Origin of the sequence: Marinobacter bryozoorum, from assembly GCF_023156245.1 — a bacterium.
GTDB lineage: Bacteria > Pseudomonadota > Gammaproteobacteria > Pseudomonadales > Oleiphilaceae > Marinobacter > Marinobacter bryozoorum.
In genome coordinates this window covers 52,114-70,872 of record NZ_JAKZAH010000006.1, presented here as the reverse complement: position 1 = coordinate 70,872, position 18,759 = coordinate 52,114, and the positions used below count along the sequence as shown (strand labels likewise).

The following is an 18,759-nucleotide window of genomic DNA, read 5'->3' as shown; positions in this document are numbered from 1 at the left end:
GCCTTATGGAGAAACAGAAGGTCCCGGTCATCCGTTCCGTACTCTGGCTGGTGCCGGCCACCTGGTCCCAGCTGCGCACACTGGGCATGGTGTTCATGCACAGTTTCCGCAAGCGGGAAACCGTCAACTACCCCGAGGAACAGGTATACCTGCCGCCCCGCTACCGGGGCCGCATCGTGCTGACCCGGGACCCGGACGGCGAGGAGCGCTGCGTGGCCTGCAACCTGTGCGCGGTGGCCTGTCCGGTGGATTGCATCTCCCTGCAAAAGGGAGAGCAGGAGGACGGCCGCTGGTACCCGGAGTTCTTCCGCATCAATTTCTCCCGCTGCATCTTCTGTGGCATGTGCGAGGAAGCCTGCCCCACCTCCGCCATCCAGCTGACACCGGATTTCGAGATGGGGGAGTACGGCCGCCAGCAGCTGGTTTACGAGAAGGAAGACCTGCTGATCAACGGCCCCGGCAAGGACCATGACTACCATTTCTACAAGGTGGCCGGACTGGCCATCGGCGGCAAGGACAAGGGCGAAGCCAAGAACGAGGAGGCACCGGAAGATGTGCGTTCACTGCTGCCATAGAAGGAACCGGACCTGATGGAGATCGCCTTCTACCTCAGTGGCCTGGTGGCGGTGCTGGCTACCGTCGGCGTGATCACCGGCACCAGCCCGGTGCATGCGGTGGTGTACCTGATCGTCTCGCTGATCGCGGTGGCCATGGTGTTCTTCGCCCTGGGTGCACCCTTTGCCGGGGCCCTGGAGATCATTGTCTACGCCGGCGCCATCATGGTGCTGTTTGTGTTCGTGGTAATGATGCTCAACCTGCGCCCGGACGCCGAGCGCGAGCTGACCTGGACCCACCCCCGCCACTGGCTGGGACCGTCGCTGCTGGCGCTGGTCCTGCTGGGAGCCTTGCTGGCGCTGCTGCGCCAGGGTGGGGTAAGCGAGGTGATTGACGGAGAACTGCTCACCGCCAGGGCCGTGGGGCTGACCCTGTTCGGCCCCTGGCTGATGGTGGTGGAACTGGCCGCCATCCTGCTGCTGGCGGCGCTGGTTACCGCGTCCCACGTAGGCCGGCGCAGCAATCCCCTGAACCGGAAGATGACGGGCAACCGCAAGCGTGGAGGCACGCCATGAACGGTATTCCCATGGAACACGGGCTGATCCTCGCCAGCATCCTGTTCAGCCTGGGGCTGGCCGGGTTGATGCTGCGTCGCAGCATGCTGTTCGTGCTGATGAGCCTGGAAGTGATGCTCAATTCGGCAGCCCTGGCCTTTGTGGTGGGGGCCACCGCCTGGAGCCAGCCGGACGGCCAGGCCATGTTCCTGCTGGTCATCACCCTGGCGGCGGCGGAAGCCAGTGTCGGCCTGGCGCTGATGATCCAGCTCTACCAGCGTTACCGTTCCCTTGATCTCGATGCAGCCAGCAGGATGCGTGGATGATGGTTACACCGGTGGTACTTTCGTTCCTGTTTCCTCTGATGGGCACCCTGGTGCTGGCGTTTTCCAGCGGCCGGCTGGGGGCACGGGGCAGCTCGGTTATTGGCGTGGGCAGCGTGGGGCTGGCGGCCCTGGCCACCTTATGGGCGGTGCTTTCCCACACCGGCGACCGCGAGATTATCACCCTGTGGACCTGGATCTCGGTGGGAGACTTCCAGCCCACCATCGGCCTGGGGGTGGATGGCCTGGCGCTGGTGATGATGGCGGTGATCACCGGGGTGGGCTTTTTGATCCACCTGTTCGCCGCCTGGTACATGACCGGCGAAGCCGGCATTACCCGCTTCTACGCCTGGATGAACCTGTTCGTGTTCAGCATGATGCTGCTGGTGCTGGGGGACAACCTGCTGTTGCTGTTCCTGGGCTGGGAAGGCGTCGGCCTGTGCAGTTACGGGCTGATTGGCTACTACTACCAGGGCCTGGATAATGCCCGGGCCGCCTTCAAGGCCTTTGTGGTGACCCGCATCGGCGATGTGTTCCTGGCGCTGGGGTTGTTCCTGGTCTTCATGGAGTTGGGCACCCTGGACATCGCCACCGTGCTGACCCGGGCACCGGAGTTCTGGGCCGAAGGAAGCGCCACGGCCAACCTCGCCGCCCTGCTGGTACTCGGCGGCGCCCTGGGCAAATCCGCCCAGGTACCGCTGCATACCTGGCTACCGGACGCCATGGCTGGCCCCACGCCGGTGTCCGCACTCATCCACGCCGCCACCATGGTCACCGCCGGGATCTACCTCATCGCCCGGCTAAACGGCCTGTTCCTGCTGGCGCCAGACGTGATGCTGCTGGTGGGCGTGATCGGCGCCATCTCCCTGCTGCTGGCGGCGTTTGCGGCCCTGGCCCAGACCGATATCAAGCGGGTGCTGGCCTATTCCACCATGAGCCAGATCGGCTACATGTTCCTCGCCCTGGGAGTGGGGGCCTTCGACGCGGCCATTTTCCACCTGGTCACCCACGCCTTCTTCAAGGCCCTGTTGTTCCTCTCCGCCGGGGCGGTGATTATCAGCTGCCACCATGAACAGGATATGCGCAAGCTGGGCGGCCTGTGGCGCAAGCTGCCGGTGGCCTATGGTGGCTTTATCGTGGGTGGCGCCGCCCTGGTGGCCCTGCCGCTCGTCAGCGCCGGCTTCTTCAGCAAGGACGAAATCCTGTGGCAGGCCATGGCCGCTGACCGCAACGGACTGCTGATCGCCGGTTTGCTGGGGGCCGTACTAACCGGCATCTACACCGTGCGGCTGGTGCTCGGCACCTTCCATGGTGAACCCGGCAGCGACCACGCCCGTCACCCCGAACCCGGCACCAACCTGATCACCCACCACCTGCCGCTGGTGGTGCTGGCAGTACTCTCTACCTTCATCGGCGCCTGGCTGTATCCGGGCCTGGGCGGGCTGTTCCCGGACGCCCCGGGGGAAGCCGTCGAAGGTGGCCATACCCTGTTGCAGGTACTGGCGATCGGCGCGGTCGTGGCCGGCCTGGCCCTGGCCGGATGGCTGTTCCTGATGCGCCGACCATGGCTTGATGACGTGGCCAGCAAAGGCGCCGGCGCCAGCCTCTGGAAACTCTGGCACCACGCCTGGGGCTTCGATGCCCTGTTCGACCGGGTACTGGTGCGGCCCTGGCAATGGAGTGTACGGATGCTGCGGTTCGACTTTATCAACCTGATCATGAACCTGCCGGCACTGATCGCCCGCGGATTCAACGCCGGCCTGGTACGCAGCCAGAACGGGCGTACCCGCAGCTATGCGGTGGTGATGGTATTCGGTGCCACCGTGATATTACTGGCACTGGCCCTGGTACCGGGAGGTGTCGCATGATCCTGGTGTGGCTGATCCTGATCCCGTTCCTGGGGGGCCTGCTGTGCTGGCAGGCAGAGCGCTGGGGCGAACAGGCACCCCGCTGGATCGCCCTGGCCACCATGCTGTTCGTACTGGTGATCAGCGTGGTGCTATGGCTCGGGGGTGACTTCAGTCTGCCCGGCAGTTATGAAAGCCAGTGGCTGCTGGAGTGGCGGGTACCGTGGATTCCCCGATTCGGCATCGAAATACACCTGGCAATGGACGGCCTGTCACTGATACTGGTGGCGCTGACCGGCTTTCTGGGCACCCTGGCGGTGCTCTGCTCCTGGCATGAGATTGCCCACCGCGTGGGTTTCTTTCACCTCAACCTGCTGTTTATCCTCGGCGGCGTGGTGGGCGTATTCCTGGCCCTGGACCTGTTCCTGTTCTTTCTGTTCTGGGAAATGATGCTGGTGCCCATGTATTTCCTGATTGCCCTGTGGGGCCACAGTGGCTCCCCCGGCCAGACCCGCATCCGCGCCGCCACCCGCTTCTTCATCTACACCCAGGCCAGCGGCCTGCTGATGCTGGTGGCGATCCTCGCGCTGGTGTTCGTCCATTACAGCAATACTGGCGAACTGTCGTTCAGCTATGACGTGCTGCGGGGTACCGATGTGCCGGAACCGCTGGCGTTCTGGCTGATGCTGGGGTTCTTTATCGCCTTCGCGGTGAAACTGCCGGTGGTGCCCTTCCACGGCTGGCTGCCGGACGCCCACGCCCAGGCGCCCACGGCTGGCAGTGTCGACCTGGCGGGCATCCTGCTGAAAACCGCCGCCTACGGCATGATCCGCTTTGCCCTGCCGCTGTTCCCGGAACAGTCTGCGGCCTTTGCCCCGGTCGCCATGACCCTGGGGCTGGTGGGCATCATCTACGGGGCGGTACTGGCCTGCGGGCAGCAGGACATCAAGCGACTGATTGCCTATACCAGTATCTCCCACATGGGCTTTGTGCTGATTGCCCTGTATTCCGGCTCGGAACTGGCGATCCAGGGGGCCATTATCCTGATGGTGGCCCACGCCTTCTCCAGCGCCGGGCTGTTTATCCTCAGCGGCCAGCTTTACGAACGCATCCACACCCGGGACATGCGCACCATGGGCGGGCTGTGGAGCCGGATACCGGTGCTGCCCGGGTTTACCCTGTGTTTTGTGGCCGCCTCCCTGGGCATGCCGGCCACCGCCAACTTTGTGGGGGAGTTCATGGTGCTGTTCGGCACCTTCCCCAGCGCGCCGGTGGTGGTGGTCATCGCCAGTGTGGGGCTGGTGCTGGCGGCCATCTACTCCCTGCTACTGATGCAGCGGGTGCACTACGGGCCCGAGTATCGCCCCGGTCCGCTGAAAGGTCCTGATGCCCGGGAGTACGGCATGATGCTGACCCTGCTGGTGCTGACCATCGCCGTGGGGCTCTACCCGCAACCCTTGCTGGATACCACCGCTGCCGTGGCCGCACCGGTTGCTGAACTGTTCACCGATGCCAGTGATCTGGCCGCCCGGGCAGGGGAGGTGAACTGATGCTGACCCTGGAAAGCCTGGTTTCCCTGCTACCGCTGATCATTGTCGCCACCACCGCCGTGGTAGTGATGCTGGGTGTGGCCTGGCAACGGCACCATGCCGGCACCGCCATGGTGTCCGCCGGTGGGCTGGTGCTGGCCCTGCTGAGCGTACCCCTGGCCGCCGGAGCCCTGACATCACCGCCGCTGATGACGGTGGACGGCCTGGCGATCATGGGCAGCGTGCTGGTGCTGCTGTGTGCCCTGGTGACCGTGGCCCTCAGCCACCACTACCTGACTGGCTATATCGGTCCCCGGGAAGAGTTCTATCTGCTGTTGCTCTGTGCCGTCACCGGCGCCCTGGGGTTGGTGGCGAGCGACCACCTGGCGACCCTGTTCATCAGCCTGGAGCTGCTGTCCATGCCCTTGTACGGCATGCTGGCCTACAGCTTCCGGGCGGAACGGTCCCTGGAGGCAGGCATCAAGTACCTGGTGCTATCCGCCGCCGCCACTGCCTTCCTGCTGTTCGGCATGGCGCTGATCTACGCCCGCACCGGCCGCATGGACCTGGCCGGCCTCGCTGCCGGACTGGCCGCCTCCCCGGATGCCTGGACCCTGGCCGGCGCGGTATTGATGGTGGTGGGCCTGGGCTTCAAGCTGTCCATCGTGCCTTTCCATCTATGGACCCCGGACGTGTACCAGGGCGGCCCGGCACCGGCCACCATCTTCCTCGCCACGGTAAGCAAACTGGCGGTATTCCTGGTGTTGCTGCGGCTGGTCATGGTCGCACCCATTTTTGATAGTGAGTGGTTACGTACCCTGTTTACCCTGCTAGCCCTCATCACCATGCTCGGCGGCAACCTGCTGGCGCTGTTCCAGCCCAACCTGAAGCGGCTGCTGGGCTACTCGTCCATCGCCCACTTCGGCTACCTGCTCGTCGCGATCGTCGTAGGGGGGCAACTGGCCGTGGAAGCCACCGGGGTCTACCTGATCACCTACCTGGTCACCACCCTGGCTGCCTTCGGCGTGGTCACCCAGGTGTCCAGCCCCTTCGGCGGCGAAGACGCCGCCGGCCTGCACCATTACCGGGGCCTGTTCTGGCGCCGGCCGTGGCTGGCAGCTGTCATGACCGTGAGTTTCCTCTCGCTGGCGGGTATTCCATTAACCGCCGGGTTTATCGGGAAATTCTATGTAATTGCCCTGGGTGTGGCGGATGCCCGATGGTGGCTGGTGGGCAGCATAGTCGCCGGCAGTGCTATCGGCCTGTTCTATTATCTGCGGGTAATGGTGACGCTGTATATGCCAGAACCCGGGATGCGCCGGCGGGATGCGACCGAGGACTGGGGGAGCCGTGTTGGTGGCCTGACGCTGATGGTGGTAGCTGTGCTGATCCTGGTGATCGGGGTTTATCCGGCGCCGGTTATTGACTGGGTTGTTGACTTGTCTGCAGCGCTTTGAAGGGCTTGTTTGTGCTGTCTCTGGCTGATGCCTTGGAGCGGCACATCTGACCGGGAAAAGTCGGAGTTACGGAGAATTACCCAGACGGGCCCCCTAGTCAGAGAGAATGAGCAGAAGTTCCCCATTGCTACAGGCCTCAATTTCCAGACAAAGGTGCCTGCTGGCATCTCAAGTACTTACTGCCGGGCCTGTCTGGCTTTACACTTACAGCCGTCTCAAACAAGGAAGGTGAAAAGGAATGGAATGTCCAAGCATTGTAGATCTTCAGCTCAGTGAAAAAAATCAGGAAGCTCTTGAAGCTATCCGGAAAGTGGAACGAAACGGAGACTGGCTGGAGAAAGCTCTCCCCGTTGGTGTGCTGGCAACGATCTTTTTGGGTAATAAGGCGCCCGAGGCTGCGTTTAATATCGCCTCCACGGACTGGGTTCTGTTTACCCAGTCCATGACAGCATCAGCCCCATCGTACGCAGAAGGGTTTCCGACATCGCGAAGATGCAGCGCCTGCGTCAGGGGCTCAACTATCAGCAGCGCCAGTTCTGGGAAGCTGTAGACAATGGCTGCAGAGGTCGGTAATGAAAATTTTGATGACAGTATCCATTATGTTTCTGGCTTCCGCCTTCTCGCAGGCTGGCGAGAGAGACATTGAGCATCGATATCTGGCCGAAAAAATCGCCGACTATGGTTCCGCGATCGAACGGTGCGAGGAGAAAGCGAGCTCTCGCGACCTTCCTCCATCTGAAGTGATGGACAAGCTGGCCAGCCTGGAGCCGGACATGGCCCGTGGCTTTCTCATAACGTCCAGTGCAATGGCTCAAAGAGCCTGTGAAAAACCTGAACTGACCGAGCTGGCCTACACCATCGGTCGCCTGGAGGGAGTGGATCTTTCCGATAAGGCGAGGGCGATTATTGAGAATACCCGCCCGCTGATCTTCGGGCCGGGCAGTTGGGAACTTGAGCGGAAGTACATCGAGCTGCCAGAGAGCGTAAAGACAGATCTGATGGCAACGGGGTACTTCGATGAGCCGTTCGATGATAGGCGCATCTTGAGGGAGCTAGACTGATAAAAGTTAATTACCATTAGAAGGTAACTCATGCGCAACATTGAAGCGGTAACGCCAGGGGAGTTACTGAAAGAAGAGTTCCTTGAGCCTATGGGTATTTCTCAATACCGCCTGGCTAAAGAGATTAAGGTGCCTGCTCAAAGGATAGGCCAGATTATTGCGGGAAAACGTTCGATAACCGCGGACACGGACCTGCGACTCTGTCGCTTCTTTGGATTGTCCAATGGCTACTGGTTGCGAGCTCAAGCAGCCTACGACACTGAGATTGCGGAAGATGCCCTGGAGGACCAGTTGAAGAATATTCGTCCGTGGAATGCTGCGTCTGAAATCGATCACAGAGCATAACCTCTGGAAACCGGGACACCCGTTAGCCAGCCAGAGGCAATAGGCCAAGCTGGTCCCCGGGAGCCAGCTACCATCCGAAGCCCTATGGCAGGCGAGATATAAGCGTTTGCGTGACAGATCTCGCAAGGGGCGATCTTCAGCTGGATACATCGGTTCCTGACAGGAATGTCCTCATGCCACCAATAACTCTACAGGGATATATCGTTGTCCCCGAAGGTGATCTCAACAACGTCTTGGAGGAATTGCCGAATCACATAACGCTGACTAGACAGGAACCAGGTTGTCAGGATTTCATGGTCAAGCAGGACCTGAATAACCCGAAACGGTTCCAGGTATACGAGATATTCGCCGACCGCAAAACCTTCCAGGCTCATCAGCAGCGCGTATCCAGGTCCAAGTGGGGCCGGGTCACAGCAAATGCTGAAAGGCACTATGATATCCAGGAGATTGGCTGAGAAAGTCAGGCGCTTGTACGGAATCGGCAGGCCTATCGTCACTAAAAGACGGTACCAGCACATTACCCAAGGAATCGTTGAGGCTACCGGGGCACGCACCCCGATACGTCCGGGAACCCGGACAGACAGACAGCTGCAGGGGCCGCAGACATCAATAGCGTCATCCACTGAAGTAAACAGAAAGGGCTTCGGATACGCGTGCCGGAACAGTCAGGAAAACGTAAGTTTTTCGTTCCGGCACGCGTACCCGGAGGCCTTTCCACCTCGGACATCCGCCCAATTCAGGAGAAATACCCCTACAATGCCCCCAAAAGCCCGCCCCCGGAGAAGCCAGGCTTGACCAAAGTTAATCTCTTTGACTGGGATAACGCAGAGAAGCAAGAACAGTCACTTCCAAAAGGAAGTCCAGATTGGCCATCAGACCCGCCCCGGTGCATGCTGGAAAAGCCGGACTACATGGCGTGAGGTCGTTCCTTTCCTTGCTCGGCTTGTTCTCGTAGGATTCGCTTCTGGCATTTGACGCTCTGAACGTAACTATCTCAGTAGAAAAAGGATTTTCACATGACACGATGGATCGCTACATCAATAGACCGCGAAAGGTTTCACACGTTTGTACCCGAGAAGCGGGAGTTTTTCGTACGGAAGTTCTCTTATCTTCAGCAGGAAGGTATTGGTGCGCTAGGCAGCTTCTACCTGAGAGGTGCAGTCAACATCCGTGGAAACGAGTTGTTTGTTAGTGCGATGGGACATACCGCCGCCATGACGTTGCCAGAGTACAAGGATTCAATTGAGTTTTTTGCCTCTGCCAGTCTGCTTCGGGCCGGCAAGTCGATTGCCCATAAACGATTGGCAGTCGGCTCGAATGAGGTGTGGCCGGATGATGAGTACGTGGCGATTGGCTCTGCAAATATTTCGCTTCCCCCGATGTCCACGTCTGACGCATATTCTCTTGCTATTGAAGGGTTTTATACTTTCGGAAGCGGTGTCGGCTACAACTCGTCCTCGATAGCACGGGAATCCATCCGGATAACCGGAGTTAAGCAATGAAACAGCTGCTGATACTCATGATTGTGTCCTTATTGGCGGGTTGTTCCACTTCGTCGGATGAGTCAGCAGAACGTCTGACCGAAGAAGCGGTAACGTTAACCTCGCCTGACTCTGACAATGCCGAACTTCGTCGTTCATTGAGTCTCCTGAACGAAGCAATAGATCTGGACGAAGAGTACGTACCCGCGAAGAAACAGCGGGTCCGAGTTCTCGTAAGGCTTGGTAAGCTGGACGAAGCTGCAGAGGAGGCACGCTCGGTTGCAGATTTAACCGGGAGTCCGCAAGACTATTTTTTCCAATGTATGGCCGGGGAGGCGAGCAAACGTGAATATGGGGGACGCGATGACTGCTATCGTGAGGCAGCACGCCGTTACGAATTGCAACTGGATAAACCAGCGACAGACGTTAACTATGTCCTGACGCTGAAGCTGGCGGGTTCTAACAGGTTTGAAAAGGCGGCGGATGAGTTCCTTGGCAGTCTTCCGGCGGGTGCTTCCCGAGAGCTTTTCGCTCCTTTGTTGCGTCAGAGCGACCGTGATCAGATTATTAACGACATATTCTTTTCCAGCTATTGAGCGGTTGGGGGATCTCTCCTTGTAAACGTCCAGTGACCATCCGGTGTCTGACTGCCAAACCGCAACTGGAACGGATCCTTGGCACTGGACTAAGCACTATCCAGTAAGTCTGATAGAAAGGGCTCCGGGTACGCGTACCGGAACAGTCAGGAAAACGTAAGTTTTTCGTTCCGGCACGCGTACCCGGAGCCCTTTCCTCCTCGGACATCCGCCCAATTCAGGAGAATACCCCTACAATGCCCTCAAAAGCCCGCCCCCGGAGAAGCCAGGTTTGACCAAAGGTTATCTCTTTGACTGGGGTAACACCCTGATGGTCGATTTTCCACATTCATGCGGGAAAATGTGTGACTGGACTAAGGTGCAAGCCGTAGAGGGCGCAGAACAAGTTCTGGCCTACCTTTCCAGGAACGCCAGTATTTACGTAGCCACCGGCGCTGCTGATTCGACTGTGGGGGACATAGAAAAGGCGTTTCGGCGAGTCGGACTCGATCGATACATCTCGGGTTACTTTTGCCAGTCGAACATCGGTCAGCCCAAGGGCTCTCCTGAGTTCCTCATCGAAATACTTCACCGGCTGGGCCTTACGCCACAGGACACCGCAATGGTGGGAGACAACTTTGATAAAGATATCGCACCAGCATTAGCTGCAGGTATCAAACCGTTTGGTTAACAGCCAGTGCTTCAACAGCTCCGGATGGAGTAACAATCATAGGCTCGCTCAGCGAGTTGCTGCCCTGACCACAGTCAACCATGTTGAAGTCATAACGAAAGGTTCCGGGCGGGGCTGCCGGAAAAGTAAGAAAGCGAAGTTTTTCATTCCGGAAGTCCACCGCGGAACCCTTTCCTCCCGCAAGCTACCGTCCCGCAGAAAAAGCCACCCCAGAGGCGTACGGCACGATCGGCGCAGGCTATACCGCTCACAAACAGACGCTCATCGGGGTGGCCGACGAAGAGGCAAAACTTGCGCTCGTCCTTCCGCAGACAGGTCAGCAGGGCGCCACTGTCCCTTAAGGGCCAGACGTAACTCCAGGAACGAGTCATACATCATGCCCTGGATATCGAGCAGTGCTTTCATGGGACTGCCGGCGACCCGCCGCCTGGCATCAATTACAAACTGAATCCCGCGCAGCCGGCGCTGGTTAGAGGGTGAGCTCTGACTGATACAGTCCTCGATCAGTTCGCCACGCAGGGTTTCGAAACCCACTGGGTCACGCTCGGCGAGCATCCGAAGCTCTTCAAAGGTGGGCATATCCATGGTTGTCCTCCTTCCCTGGTCCAAAGAAACAAACCACAACCAATAACAAAGCTAGACCGTCCAGCCCGCAAATCCACCTGAATTGCGAAAGTGTAACCAAAAAGGTCAGACCGAAGGGTGGTGGGCAAGGCTTCCGAAACGAAAAACTTTGTTTTTCTGACTGTTTCGGAAGCCTTGCCCACCACCCTTCAGCCGCAAGACCACCGATGCACGGTTCACCGCCAGCTGCCCCGTAACGACCAGCATCCCCCCGTGTTATCATCATGACTGCCCAGAAACACCGTCATCACAGGGACCCAAAAATGACCGACCAGCCTAACCAGATCCCCGACCACAAGCCCCGCCCCTGGGTGGACCTTCTGGTCAGCATCATCATACCGTCGGTGATCCTCATGAAACTCAGCGGCGACGAGTATCTGGGTAACACCTGGGCACTGCTTATCGGCCTGGCCTTTCCGCTGGGATGGGGGCTGTTCGAGCTGATCCGATATCGGAAAAAGAACTTCATTGCGGTGCTTGGCGTGATCAGTGTCGGGCTTACCGGCGGTATCGGGCTGATGGAAATCGATGCCCAATGGCTGGCAGTCAAGGAGGCGGCGGTGCCACTGGTCATCGGCCTGGCGGTACTGATTTCCACGCGGACAAAATACCCCCTCGTGCGCACCCTCCTGTATAACCCCAATGTGCTGGATGTGGACAAGATCCAGAAGTCCCTGCAGGAAAGGGGCTGCGAAGCCGAATTCGAGAACCGGCTGATGAAAGCCAGCTACTTCTTTGCCGGAACCTTCCTGTTCTCCGCGATCATGAACTACATCCTGGCACGGTGGATTGTTACCAGCCCGTCCGGCACCCAGGCGTTCAACGAGGAGCTCGGGCGCATGACCCTGGTGAGCTATCCGATGATCGCCATTCCCTCCATGGTGATGATGATCGCCATCTTCTTCTACCTCTGGCGTAGCATTCGCCGGCTTACAGGGCACACCCTGGAAGAGGTCATTTCTCCGGCTGCCAGCGGGCAGTGCAACAAAGGCAATTAATGACCGTTAACCTGGAACGCACCTACCGGTTGTGGGTGCGTCACGGCTCATACCAAAGTAGGATTGTGAGCACTTACTGACCTGATAAATACCTTCCTGTCAGCTTTCATCTAAAGCGAATTGGTCTACTCATATTACCTATAGAAAAATTCAATCGGCATTCTGATTGCGTATTTCGAACGCTCGCTCTAATTTTAGACAGAAGCAAAAACAAAAAATCGTACCCATGACCACATAACCCATGGTCATCCGCTACCTTTCAAGTAGCGTAACAGTACAGACACAAAACGGTTGCACCCATGAACAAATACAACGAACTGGGCAAAACCGTGGCCAATTACGCGACCCTGAGCCCGGTGAGTTTTCTCAGGCGCTCGGCCACTGTCTACCCTGAAAAGACGGCCGTCATCGATGATGACATGACCCTCAGCTACCGACAGCTGCTGGAACGCAGCACCCGTCTGGCCAGCGCCCTGGCGAACGCCGGTATTGGCCACGACGACACGGTGGCTATGCTGTGCCCCAACAGCCACGAGATGCTGGAAGCCCATTACGGTGTGCCCATGGGCGGCGCCGTTCTCAACACCCTCAATATCCGCCTCGATGCCGCCACCCTGGGTTTTATCCTGAACCACGGCGAAGCCCGGGTGCTGATGTACGACACCGAATTTGAGCCGGTAGTACAGGAAACACTGGCATCGGTGGATCACCAGCCGTTACTGATCGCCATTGAGCGGGACGCCGGCCCTACCAGTGGCCTTGCCGGGCAAAGCTACGAGGCCCTGCTGGCCGCTGGCGACCCGGATGCCGAATGGGCAGGCCCCAGGGACGAATGGGATGCCATCAGCCTTAACTACACCTCCGGTACGACGGGTAATCCCAAAGGGGTGGTCTACCATCACCGGGGCGCCTACCTGGCCGCCATGAGCGATGCCATGGCCTTCAACATGAACGACCAGACCGTCTATCTGTGGACCCTGCCCATGTTCCACTGCAACGGCTGGGGTTATACCTGGGCAATCACAGCCGTCGGCGGAACCCATGTCTGCCTGCGCAAGGTGGACGCGGACGATATCTACCAGCGTATTGAGCGCTATGGCGTTACCCATATGTGCGGTGCTCCGATCGTTCTCAACATGGTGCTGACGGAACTTGGCCGTCAGGGCAAGCGGCTGTCATCCCCGGCCCAGTTCGCCCTCGGCGGCGCCGCTCCTCCCAGCGCCGTGATCCGCAAGGCTGAGGAAATCGGTTTCGTGATCACCCATCTCTATGGGCTGACGGAATCCTACGGCCCTGCCAGCCTTTGCGTGCCCCAGCCGGAGTGGGCAGACCTGCCCCTGGAACAGAAGGCGGTGAAGATGTCCCGTCAGGGTGTGCAAACACTCTCTGTGGATGAAATCACCGTGCTGGACCGGGCCACTGGCGAGCCGGTGCCCCACGACGGCGCGACCCTGGGTGAAATCTGTATCCGCGGCAACACCGTGATGAAGGGCTACCTGAAGAACCCGGATGCCACTGAAAAAGCCTTCCACCGGGGCTGGTTCAACTCCGGCGACCTGGCGGTGGTGCACCCGGACAACTACATCGAAATCCGTGACCGGGCCAAGGACATCATTATTTCCGGCGGTGAGAACATTTCCAGCCTGGAAGTGGAAGAAGCGCTCTATCTGCACCCGGAGGTGTCCGAAGCCGCCGTGGTGGCCATGGCGGATGAGAAATGGGGCGAAGTCCCCTGCGCCTTCGTATCGCCGGTCAACGATGATGGCAGCCTGACCGAGGACGCGCTGATTGCCCACTGTCGCGAGAAGCTTGCCCGTTTCAAGGTACCCAAACGGGTGGTAATCGGCGAGCTCCCCAAGACGGCTACCGGCAAGATTCGCAAGAACCTGCTGCGTGAGCAGCTGGGAGACTGAGGCGGGGCCAGTGCCCCACATTCATCCACAAAAACGAAAACCGATTGCAGGGAGACCCTGAATATTCAAGGGAAGGTATCCGGAAAGTCGCTTCCAGTGACAACAAAGACAACAACGAGGAGCAATCCCCAATGAAGACATTCAATCCAAAGAACCTCATGGTATCCGCCATGACTGCCGCCACCCTCAGTATCGGGGCAGGGGGTGTCATGGCTGACGATCATCCGATCCACTTCGGTGGCATCTATATCCTCTCCGGTAGTGCTGCCACCTACGGTGAGTTTGCCCAGGAAGGTATTAACCTGGCAGTGGACGAGATCAACCAGGGCGGAGGCATCCTGGGCCGTCAGGTGGAAGTCACCTTTGAGGACAGCCAGGGTAAGGCCGCCACCGCTATCCAGGCAGCCCGAAAACTGGCCTACCAGGATAACGTGGACGCGATGCTGGGCCTGGACAGCTCCGGCGTAGCCCAGGGTATGGTGCCCACAGTTCCTGAGTTGCAGAAACCGTTCATCATTACGCACGCAGCGACGCCGGACGTCACCGGCAACCTCTGTAACGAGTTTACCTACCGCATCAGTGTCAACGTGCCCCAGAACCAGAAGGCCGCTGCGCGCATTGCCGCAAAAACCGACGCCAAGCGCTGGACAACTATCGGCCCGGACTATGCGTTCGGTCACCAGACCTGGGAATACTTCGGTAACTACCTTAAAGAGCTGAACCCGGATGTGGAGCTGATGGAAGATACTGCCTTCCCGCGGTTCGGTGCCGAGGACTTCACTCCGTTCATCAACGGCGTCATGGATGCGGATCCGGACGGTGTGATCATCTCGGTTTGGGGCGGCGACCTGGTCAACTTCGTACGCCAGGCCACCAACCTCGGCTTCTTCGATCAGGGCTATGAGCTGATGTTCACGGTCGGCGCCGCCACCGAGGTGCTGGATGCCCTGGGTGACCGCATGCCCGAAGGCGTCTGGCTGTCCACCCGCTACTGGTACGACGCCTATGACAATGAGCTCAACCAGAACTTCGTGAAAGCCTACATGGATCGCTATGACCATGCTCCGAGCTATAACGCCCAGGGTGCCTACTCCGCGATCTATGCCTATAAGCAGGCCATGGAAGCTGCTGGTACCACAGACGGCCCGGCGGTTGCCAAGGCGTTGTCCGGTATGACCATGGAAGCCACCAACGGCACGGTGACCTTCCGCAAGGCCGACAACCAGGCCATGGTTTCTCCCACTTGGGGTAAAACCGGCCCGATGCATCCGGAACACGGTATCCGGACGCTGACCGATATCCAGGTCTTTGACGGCGAAGAGATCTCGCGGACACCTGAAGAGACCGGCTGCTCCCTGTAAATACAGCATCACGCAACCGGAGGAGGGCCGGCTTGCCCGGCCCTCCAGTCTTCCATTTCTCCTGACGAGGTGTCTATGTCTGGCCTGGGTCCCGCGTTACTCAACAGCCTTGAGATGGGCCTCCTGCTGTTTGTCATTGCAGTAGGTCTGAATATCGTCTTTGGTGTACTGAACATCATCAATTTCGCCCACGGCGCCCTGTATATGCTCGGTGCCTACCTGGCTTACACCCTGATGTCCCTGGCGGGACTCTCATTCTGGGTGGCACTGATTATTGCGCCACTGGGTGTAGCGGCGATTGCCGTCGTTATTGACCGGCTAATGCTGAGATTTATTTACCACAGGGACGTAGCCGACAGCCTTCTGCTGACCTTTGCCATATTGCTCATCATTGCGGAAAGCATCCGCAGTATCTTTGGTTCCAATATCCAGGCCGTCTATCCACCCGACGCGTTGCAGGGCACCGTGAGGCTTCTGGGTGGTTCCTATCCGGTCTACAGCCTGTTCGTGATCTTCTCGGGCCTGGTGATCCTGGCCGGCCTCTGGTACCTGTTTAACCGCACCCGTGTCGGCAAGATCATGCGCGCTGCGGCCCTTGACCGGGACATGGCCGAAGCCCTGTGCATCAATACCCGAATGGTGGTTACCGGGGTCTTCGCCTTCGGCGCCTGGCTGGCCGGTGTCGGCGGTGTAATTGCCGCGCCCATGCGCACCATTGACCCCGGTATGGGTGACAAGATCATCATCGAGTCTTTCATCGTGGTCGTTATTGGTGGTCTGGGCAGCTTCCCCGGTGCCTTGCTTGGGGCACTGATCCTCGGCGCCATCTATGGCTTTGGTGGCCGCTATTTCCCCGAATTCAACCTGCTGCTGCCGTTCCTGGGCATGGCCCTGGTGCTGCTGTTCAAACCCACCGGTCTGATGGGTAAAGGAGCCAACGCATGAAGCAGAACATACTGATCGGGGTAATGCTGGTGGCCATAGCGCTGCTGATCGCGCTGCCCTGGTACGCTCCGTTCTTCTATATCTTTATCTTTACCGAGATCCTGATCCTCGGTCTGTTTGCGGTGAGCTTCAACCTCATCTTCGGTTATACGGGGATGCTGAGTTTCGGCCACGCCGCCTACTTCGGCATGGGGGCCTACACCACCGCCATGCTGTTACTGCACCAGGACTGGCCGTTCGTCTACACCCTGTTTGCTGCCATGGCCCTGTCGGGACTCCTGGCCCTGGTTATCGGCTTTCTTTGTGTGCGGCTCAGCGAGGTGTACTTCGCCATGCTGACCCTGGCCTTTGGCATGATGGTGTTTACCATCGCCCACTCCTGGCGGGATGTCACCAACGGTAGTGACGGTATAGCCGGCTTCCGCATCAAGGAGTTCGGACTCGGGCTCGATTTGACCATCGGTAACCCGACGGTCTATTACCACGTCACATTGGTTGTGGTCGGTATCGCAGCGGTCATCCTGTACATTATCAGCCGCAGCTCCTTTGGCATGATCCTCAAGGCCATCCGGCAAAACCCGGAGCGGGTTTCCTTCTGTGGCCTGAACATCCGTACCTATCGCCTGGCCTCGTTCACCATCGGCGGCATCTTCGCCGGTCTGGCCGGTGCACTGATTGCACCGTTCCTGCGGGTTGCGAGTCCGGAGCTGATGCACTGGTCCATGTCCGCAGAGCCGGTGCTCATGTCCATCCTGGGCGGTACCGGCTATTTCCTGGGTCCCTTTGTGGGCGCCGCCATGTTCGTACTGCTGGAAACCTGGATCACCAGCTTCACCGAGTCCTGGATGCTGTTCCTGGGCATCGTGCTGGCGCTGATGGTGATGTTCTTCCGCAAGGGCGTTCTCGGAACCTTCCTGGACTGGTGGATGAATAAAAATGACTGACCCGATTCTGAAAATCAGCAACCTGACCAAGCGCTTCGGGGGCAATACCGCGGTTTCCGGCATCAATCTGGAAGTGCAGCCCCGTGAGACTATCGCTATTATCGGCCCCAATGGCGCTGGTAAAACCACCTTCTACAACATGGTCTCGGGCCGCATGAACCCGACCGAGGGCAAGATCGAGCTGGAAGGCCAGGACATCACCGGTCTGCCGCCCCACAAGATCAGCAGGATGGGCGTTTCCCGTTCGTTCCAGATCAACAACATCTTTCCCGAAATGACGGTGCAGGAGAACGTAGAGGTCGCGGTGACGGCGTTCCATGGCCACAGCCGCAAGCTGTTCAACTTCGCCAGTCGTAACCGGGCCGTCCAGGACGAGGCAAGGGAGCTGCTGGGCAAGCTGCAGATCCTTGAACTGGCAGACCGCCGGGCCGAGGTGATCAGCTATGGTGACAAACGTCTGCTGGAGATTGCCGTGGTACTGGCCACCCGCCCGCACCTGGTGCTGCTGGATGAGCCCACCGCCGGTATGACGCCGGACGAGACCAAGCGGACCACATCGCTTATCCGTCAGCTCGCCGATACCGGGGACTACACCTTCCTGATTACCGAGCATGACATGGACGTGGTCTTCGGCCTGGCAGACCGCATCCTGGTCATGCACCGGGGCGAGAACCTGTTCGTGGGCACCCCGGATGAGGTGAAAGCCCATCCGGAGGTACGACGCGCCTACCTGGGTGAAGAAGAGGAAGAGGAGGCCAGCGCATGATCCTCGAAGTGAACGACATCCATACCTATTACGGCGAAAGCCTGGCGTTGCAGGGGTTGAGCTTTTCCGTGAACGAGGGCGAGACCGTGTGCCTGCTGGGTCGCAACGGCGCGGGCAAGAGTACAACCCTCAAGAGCATTATCGGACTGACACCGCCTCGCCGGGGCACCATCGTGTTTGATGGCCAGACCATTTCCGGCAAGCCGGCTCACAGGATTGCCCGGCTGGGTATCGGCTACGTACCGGAGGACCGCCGCATCTTCCCGGGCCTTACGGTTCGCGAGAACCTGGAAGTGGCCGAATACCGTCGCTCCGGGGAAACGCCTGCGTGGACCGTTGAGCGGGTTCTGGATGAGTATCCGATGCTGGCCGAGCTGGTTAACCAGGACGGCGATACACTGTCCGGGGGCCAGCAACAGATGCTGACGGTGGCACGGTCGCTGATGATCCAGCCACGGGTGTTGCTGCTCGACGAGCCCAACGAAGGGCTGGCGCCGGTGATTGTTCAGCAGATCGGTCGACTGATTGACGATCTGAGCAAGAGCACCACCATCGTGTTCACCGACCAGAGTGTCCACTTCGCCCTCAAGCACGCCCAGCGCGCGTTCATCCTGGAACGGGGCAAGGTGGTGCACGAGGCGTCCAGTGACGAATTAAGGAACGACACGGAAACCCAGGAGCGTTACCTCTCGGTAGCCTGAAACCGGCCGTCCCTGGCACCGTAGGGTCAGGGACGCACTACACATTCTGCGAAGGTCGACTCGGCAGGGACCGGGTGCCTATCGTATAC

General features: G+C 59.2%; 20 protein-coding genes. 19 read left to right on the top strand and 1 reads right to left on the bottom strand.

Features of this window, described 5'->3' with window-relative positions; all coding sequences use genetic code 11:
- Window positions 1-5: 5 nt before the first annotated feature.
- From nuoI to MLC59_RS05265, 12 genes are all read left to right on the top strand, one after another.
- Window positions 6-575, top strand: coding sequence for an NADH-quinone oxidoreductase subunit NuoI (gene nuoI / locus MLC59_RS05320; protein ID WP_248231642.1), 570 nt, complete (start codon window positions 6-8; stop codon window positions 573-575).
- 15 nt (window positions 576-590) lie between these two features.
- Window positions 591-1,130, top strand: coding sequence for an NADH-quinone oxidoreductase subunit J (gene nuoJ / locus MLC59_RS05315; RefSeq protein WP_248231640.1), 540 nt, complete (start codon window positions 591-593; stop codon window positions 1,128-1,130).
- On the top strand, window positions 1,127-1,435 hold the full coding sequence (nuoK, locus tag MLC59_RS05310; RefSeq protein WP_248231638.1) for an NADH-quinone oxidoreductase subunit NuoK: 309 nt from the start codon (window positions 1,127-1,129) through the stop codon (window positions 1,433-1,435). Before nuoJ ends, nuoK begins: the two co-directional genes overlap by 4 nt.
- Window positions 1,432-3,300, top strand: coding sequence for an NADH-quinone oxidoreductase subunit L (gene nuoL / locus MLC59_RS05305; protein WP_248231637.1), 1,869 nt, complete (start codon window positions 1,432-1,434; stop codon window positions 3,298-3,300). The genes nuoK and nuoL overlap by 4 nt, the downstream gene beginning before the upstream one ends.
- Complete coding sequence (gene nuoM, locus MLC59_RS05300; RefSeq protein ID WP_248231633.1) at window positions 3,297-4,829, top strand: NADH-quinone oxidoreductase subunit M; 1,533 nt, start codon at window positions 3,297-3,299, stop codon at window positions 4,827-4,829. The genes nuoL and nuoM overlap by 4 nt, the downstream gene beginning before the upstream one ends.
- Window positions 4,826-6,265 (top strand): NADH-quinone oxidoreductase subunit NuoN, encoded by a 1,440-nt coding sequence (nuoN, locus tag MLC59_RS05295; RefSeq protein ID WP_427901702.1) that lies wholly within the window; start codon window positions 4,826-4,828, stop codon window positions 6,263-6,265. Before nuoM ends, nuoN begins: the two co-directional genes overlap by 4 nt.
- 572 nt (window positions 6,266-6,837) lie before the next feature.
- On the top strand, window positions 6,838-7,326 hold the full coding sequence (locus tag MLC59_RS05290) for a hypothetical protein (protein ID WP_248231628.1): 489 nt from the start codon (window positions 6,838-6,840) through the stop codon (window positions 7,324-7,326).
- Between the two features lie 30 nt (window positions 7,327-7,356).
- Window positions 7,357-7,671: a HigA family addiction module antitoxin gene (locus MLC59_RS05285; protein WP_248231627.1), complete on the top strand. Its 315-nt coding sequence runs from the start codon at window positions 7,357-7,359 to the stop codon at window positions 7,669-7,671.
- Window positions 7,672-7,781: 110 nt separating this feature from the next.
- Entirely contained in the window at window positions 7,782-8,126 is a 345-nt protein-coding gene (locus MLC59_RS05280; protein WP_248231622.1) for a putative quinol monooxygenase, read from the top strand.
- Between the two features lie 561 nt (window positions 8,127-8,687).
- Window positions 8,688-9,173 carry a hypothetical protein gene (locus tag MLC59_RS05275; protein WP_248231616.1) on the top strand — a complete coding sequence of 162 codons (486 nt, stop codon included), beginning with the start codon at window positions 8,688-8,690 and terminating at the stop codon, window positions 9,171-9,173.
- Window positions 9,170-9,748, top strand: a complete 579-nt coding sequence (locus MLC59_RS05270; RefSeq protein WP_248231611.1) for a hypothetical protein — start codon at window positions 9,170-9,172, stop codon at window positions 9,746-9,748. The genes MLC59_RS05275 and MLC59_RS05270 overlap by 4 nt, the downstream gene beginning before the upstream one ends.
- Window positions 9,749-10,019: 271 nt before the next feature.
- Window positions 10,020-10,418 (top strand): HAD family hydrolase, encoded by a 399-nt coding sequence (locus MLC59_RS05265; protein ID WP_248231608.1) that lies wholly within the window; start codon window positions 10,020-10,022, stop codon window positions 10,416-10,418.
- Window positions 10,419-10,679: 261 nt separating this feature from the next.
- On the opposite strand, the gene MLC59_RS05260 is transcribed toward MLC59_RS05265, so the two are convergent.
- Window positions 10,680-11,003 carry a DUF3135 domain-containing protein gene (locus MLC59_RS05260; RefSeq protein WP_248231607.1) on the bottom strand — a complete coding sequence of 108 codons (324 nt, stop codon included), beginning with the start codon at window positions 11,001-11,003 and terminating at the stop codon, window positions 10,680-10,682.
- A 302-nt stretch (window positions 11,004-11,305) separates the two neighbouring features.
- On the opposite strand from MLC59_RS05260, the gene MLC59_RS05255 reads away from it, so the two are divergent.
- The 7 genes from MLC59_RS05255 (at window position 11,306) to MLC59_RS05225 (ending at window position 18,670) form a co-directional block, all read left to right on the top strand.
- Window positions 11,306-12,040: a VC0807 family protein gene (locus MLC59_RS05255; protein ID WP_248231606.1), complete on the top strand. Its 735-nt coding sequence runs from the start codon at window positions 11,306-11,308 to the stop codon at window positions 12,038-12,040.
- Window positions 12,041-12,339: 299 nt separating this feature from the next.
- Window positions 12,340-13,953 (top strand): long-chain-fatty-acid--CoA ligase, encoded by a 1,614-nt coding sequence (locus MLC59_RS05250; protein WP_248231605.1) that lies wholly within the window; start codon window positions 12,340-12,342, stop codon window positions 13,951-13,953.
- Window positions 13,954-14,084: 131 nt separating this feature from the next.
- Window positions 14,085-15,314 (top strand): ABC transporter substrate-binding protein, encoded by a 1,230-nt coding sequence (locus tag MLC59_RS05245; protein WP_248231602.1) that lies wholly within the window; start codon window positions 14,085-14,087, stop codon window positions 15,312-15,314.
- Window positions 15,315-15,389: 75 nt separating this feature from the next.
- Window positions 15,390-16,259 carry a branched-chain amino acid ABC transporter permease gene (locus tag MLC59_RS05240; protein ID WP_248231601.1) on the top strand — a complete coding sequence of 290 codons (870 nt, stop codon included), beginning with the start codon at window positions 15,390-15,392 and terminating at the stop codon, window positions 16,257-16,259.
- Window positions 16,256-17,203: a branched-chain amino acid ABC transporter permease gene (locus tag MLC59_RS05235; protein WP_248231600.1), complete on the top strand. Its 948-nt coding sequence runs from the start codon at window positions 16,256-16,258 to the stop codon at window positions 17,201-17,203. Before MLC59_RS05240 ends, MLC59_RS05235 begins: the two co-directional genes overlap by 4 nt.
- A complete protein-coding gene (locus MLC59_RS05230; RefSeq protein ID WP_248231599.1) occupies window positions 17,196-17,969 on the top strand; it encodes an ABC transporter ATP-binding protein in 774 nt (257 codons plus the stop codon). Before MLC59_RS05235 ends, MLC59_RS05230 begins: the two co-directional genes overlap by 8 nt.
- The gene (locus tag MLC59_RS05225; protein WP_248231596.1) at window positions 17,966-18,670 is read left to right on the top strand and encodes an ABC transporter ATP-binding protein; all 705 of its coding nucleotides are present in this window, start codon (window positions 17,966-17,968) and stop codon (window positions 18,668-18,670) included. The genes MLC59_RS05230 and MLC59_RS05225 overlap by 4 nt, the downstream gene beginning before the upstream one ends.
- The last annotated feature ends 89 nt before the right edge of the window (window positions 18,671-18,759 follow it).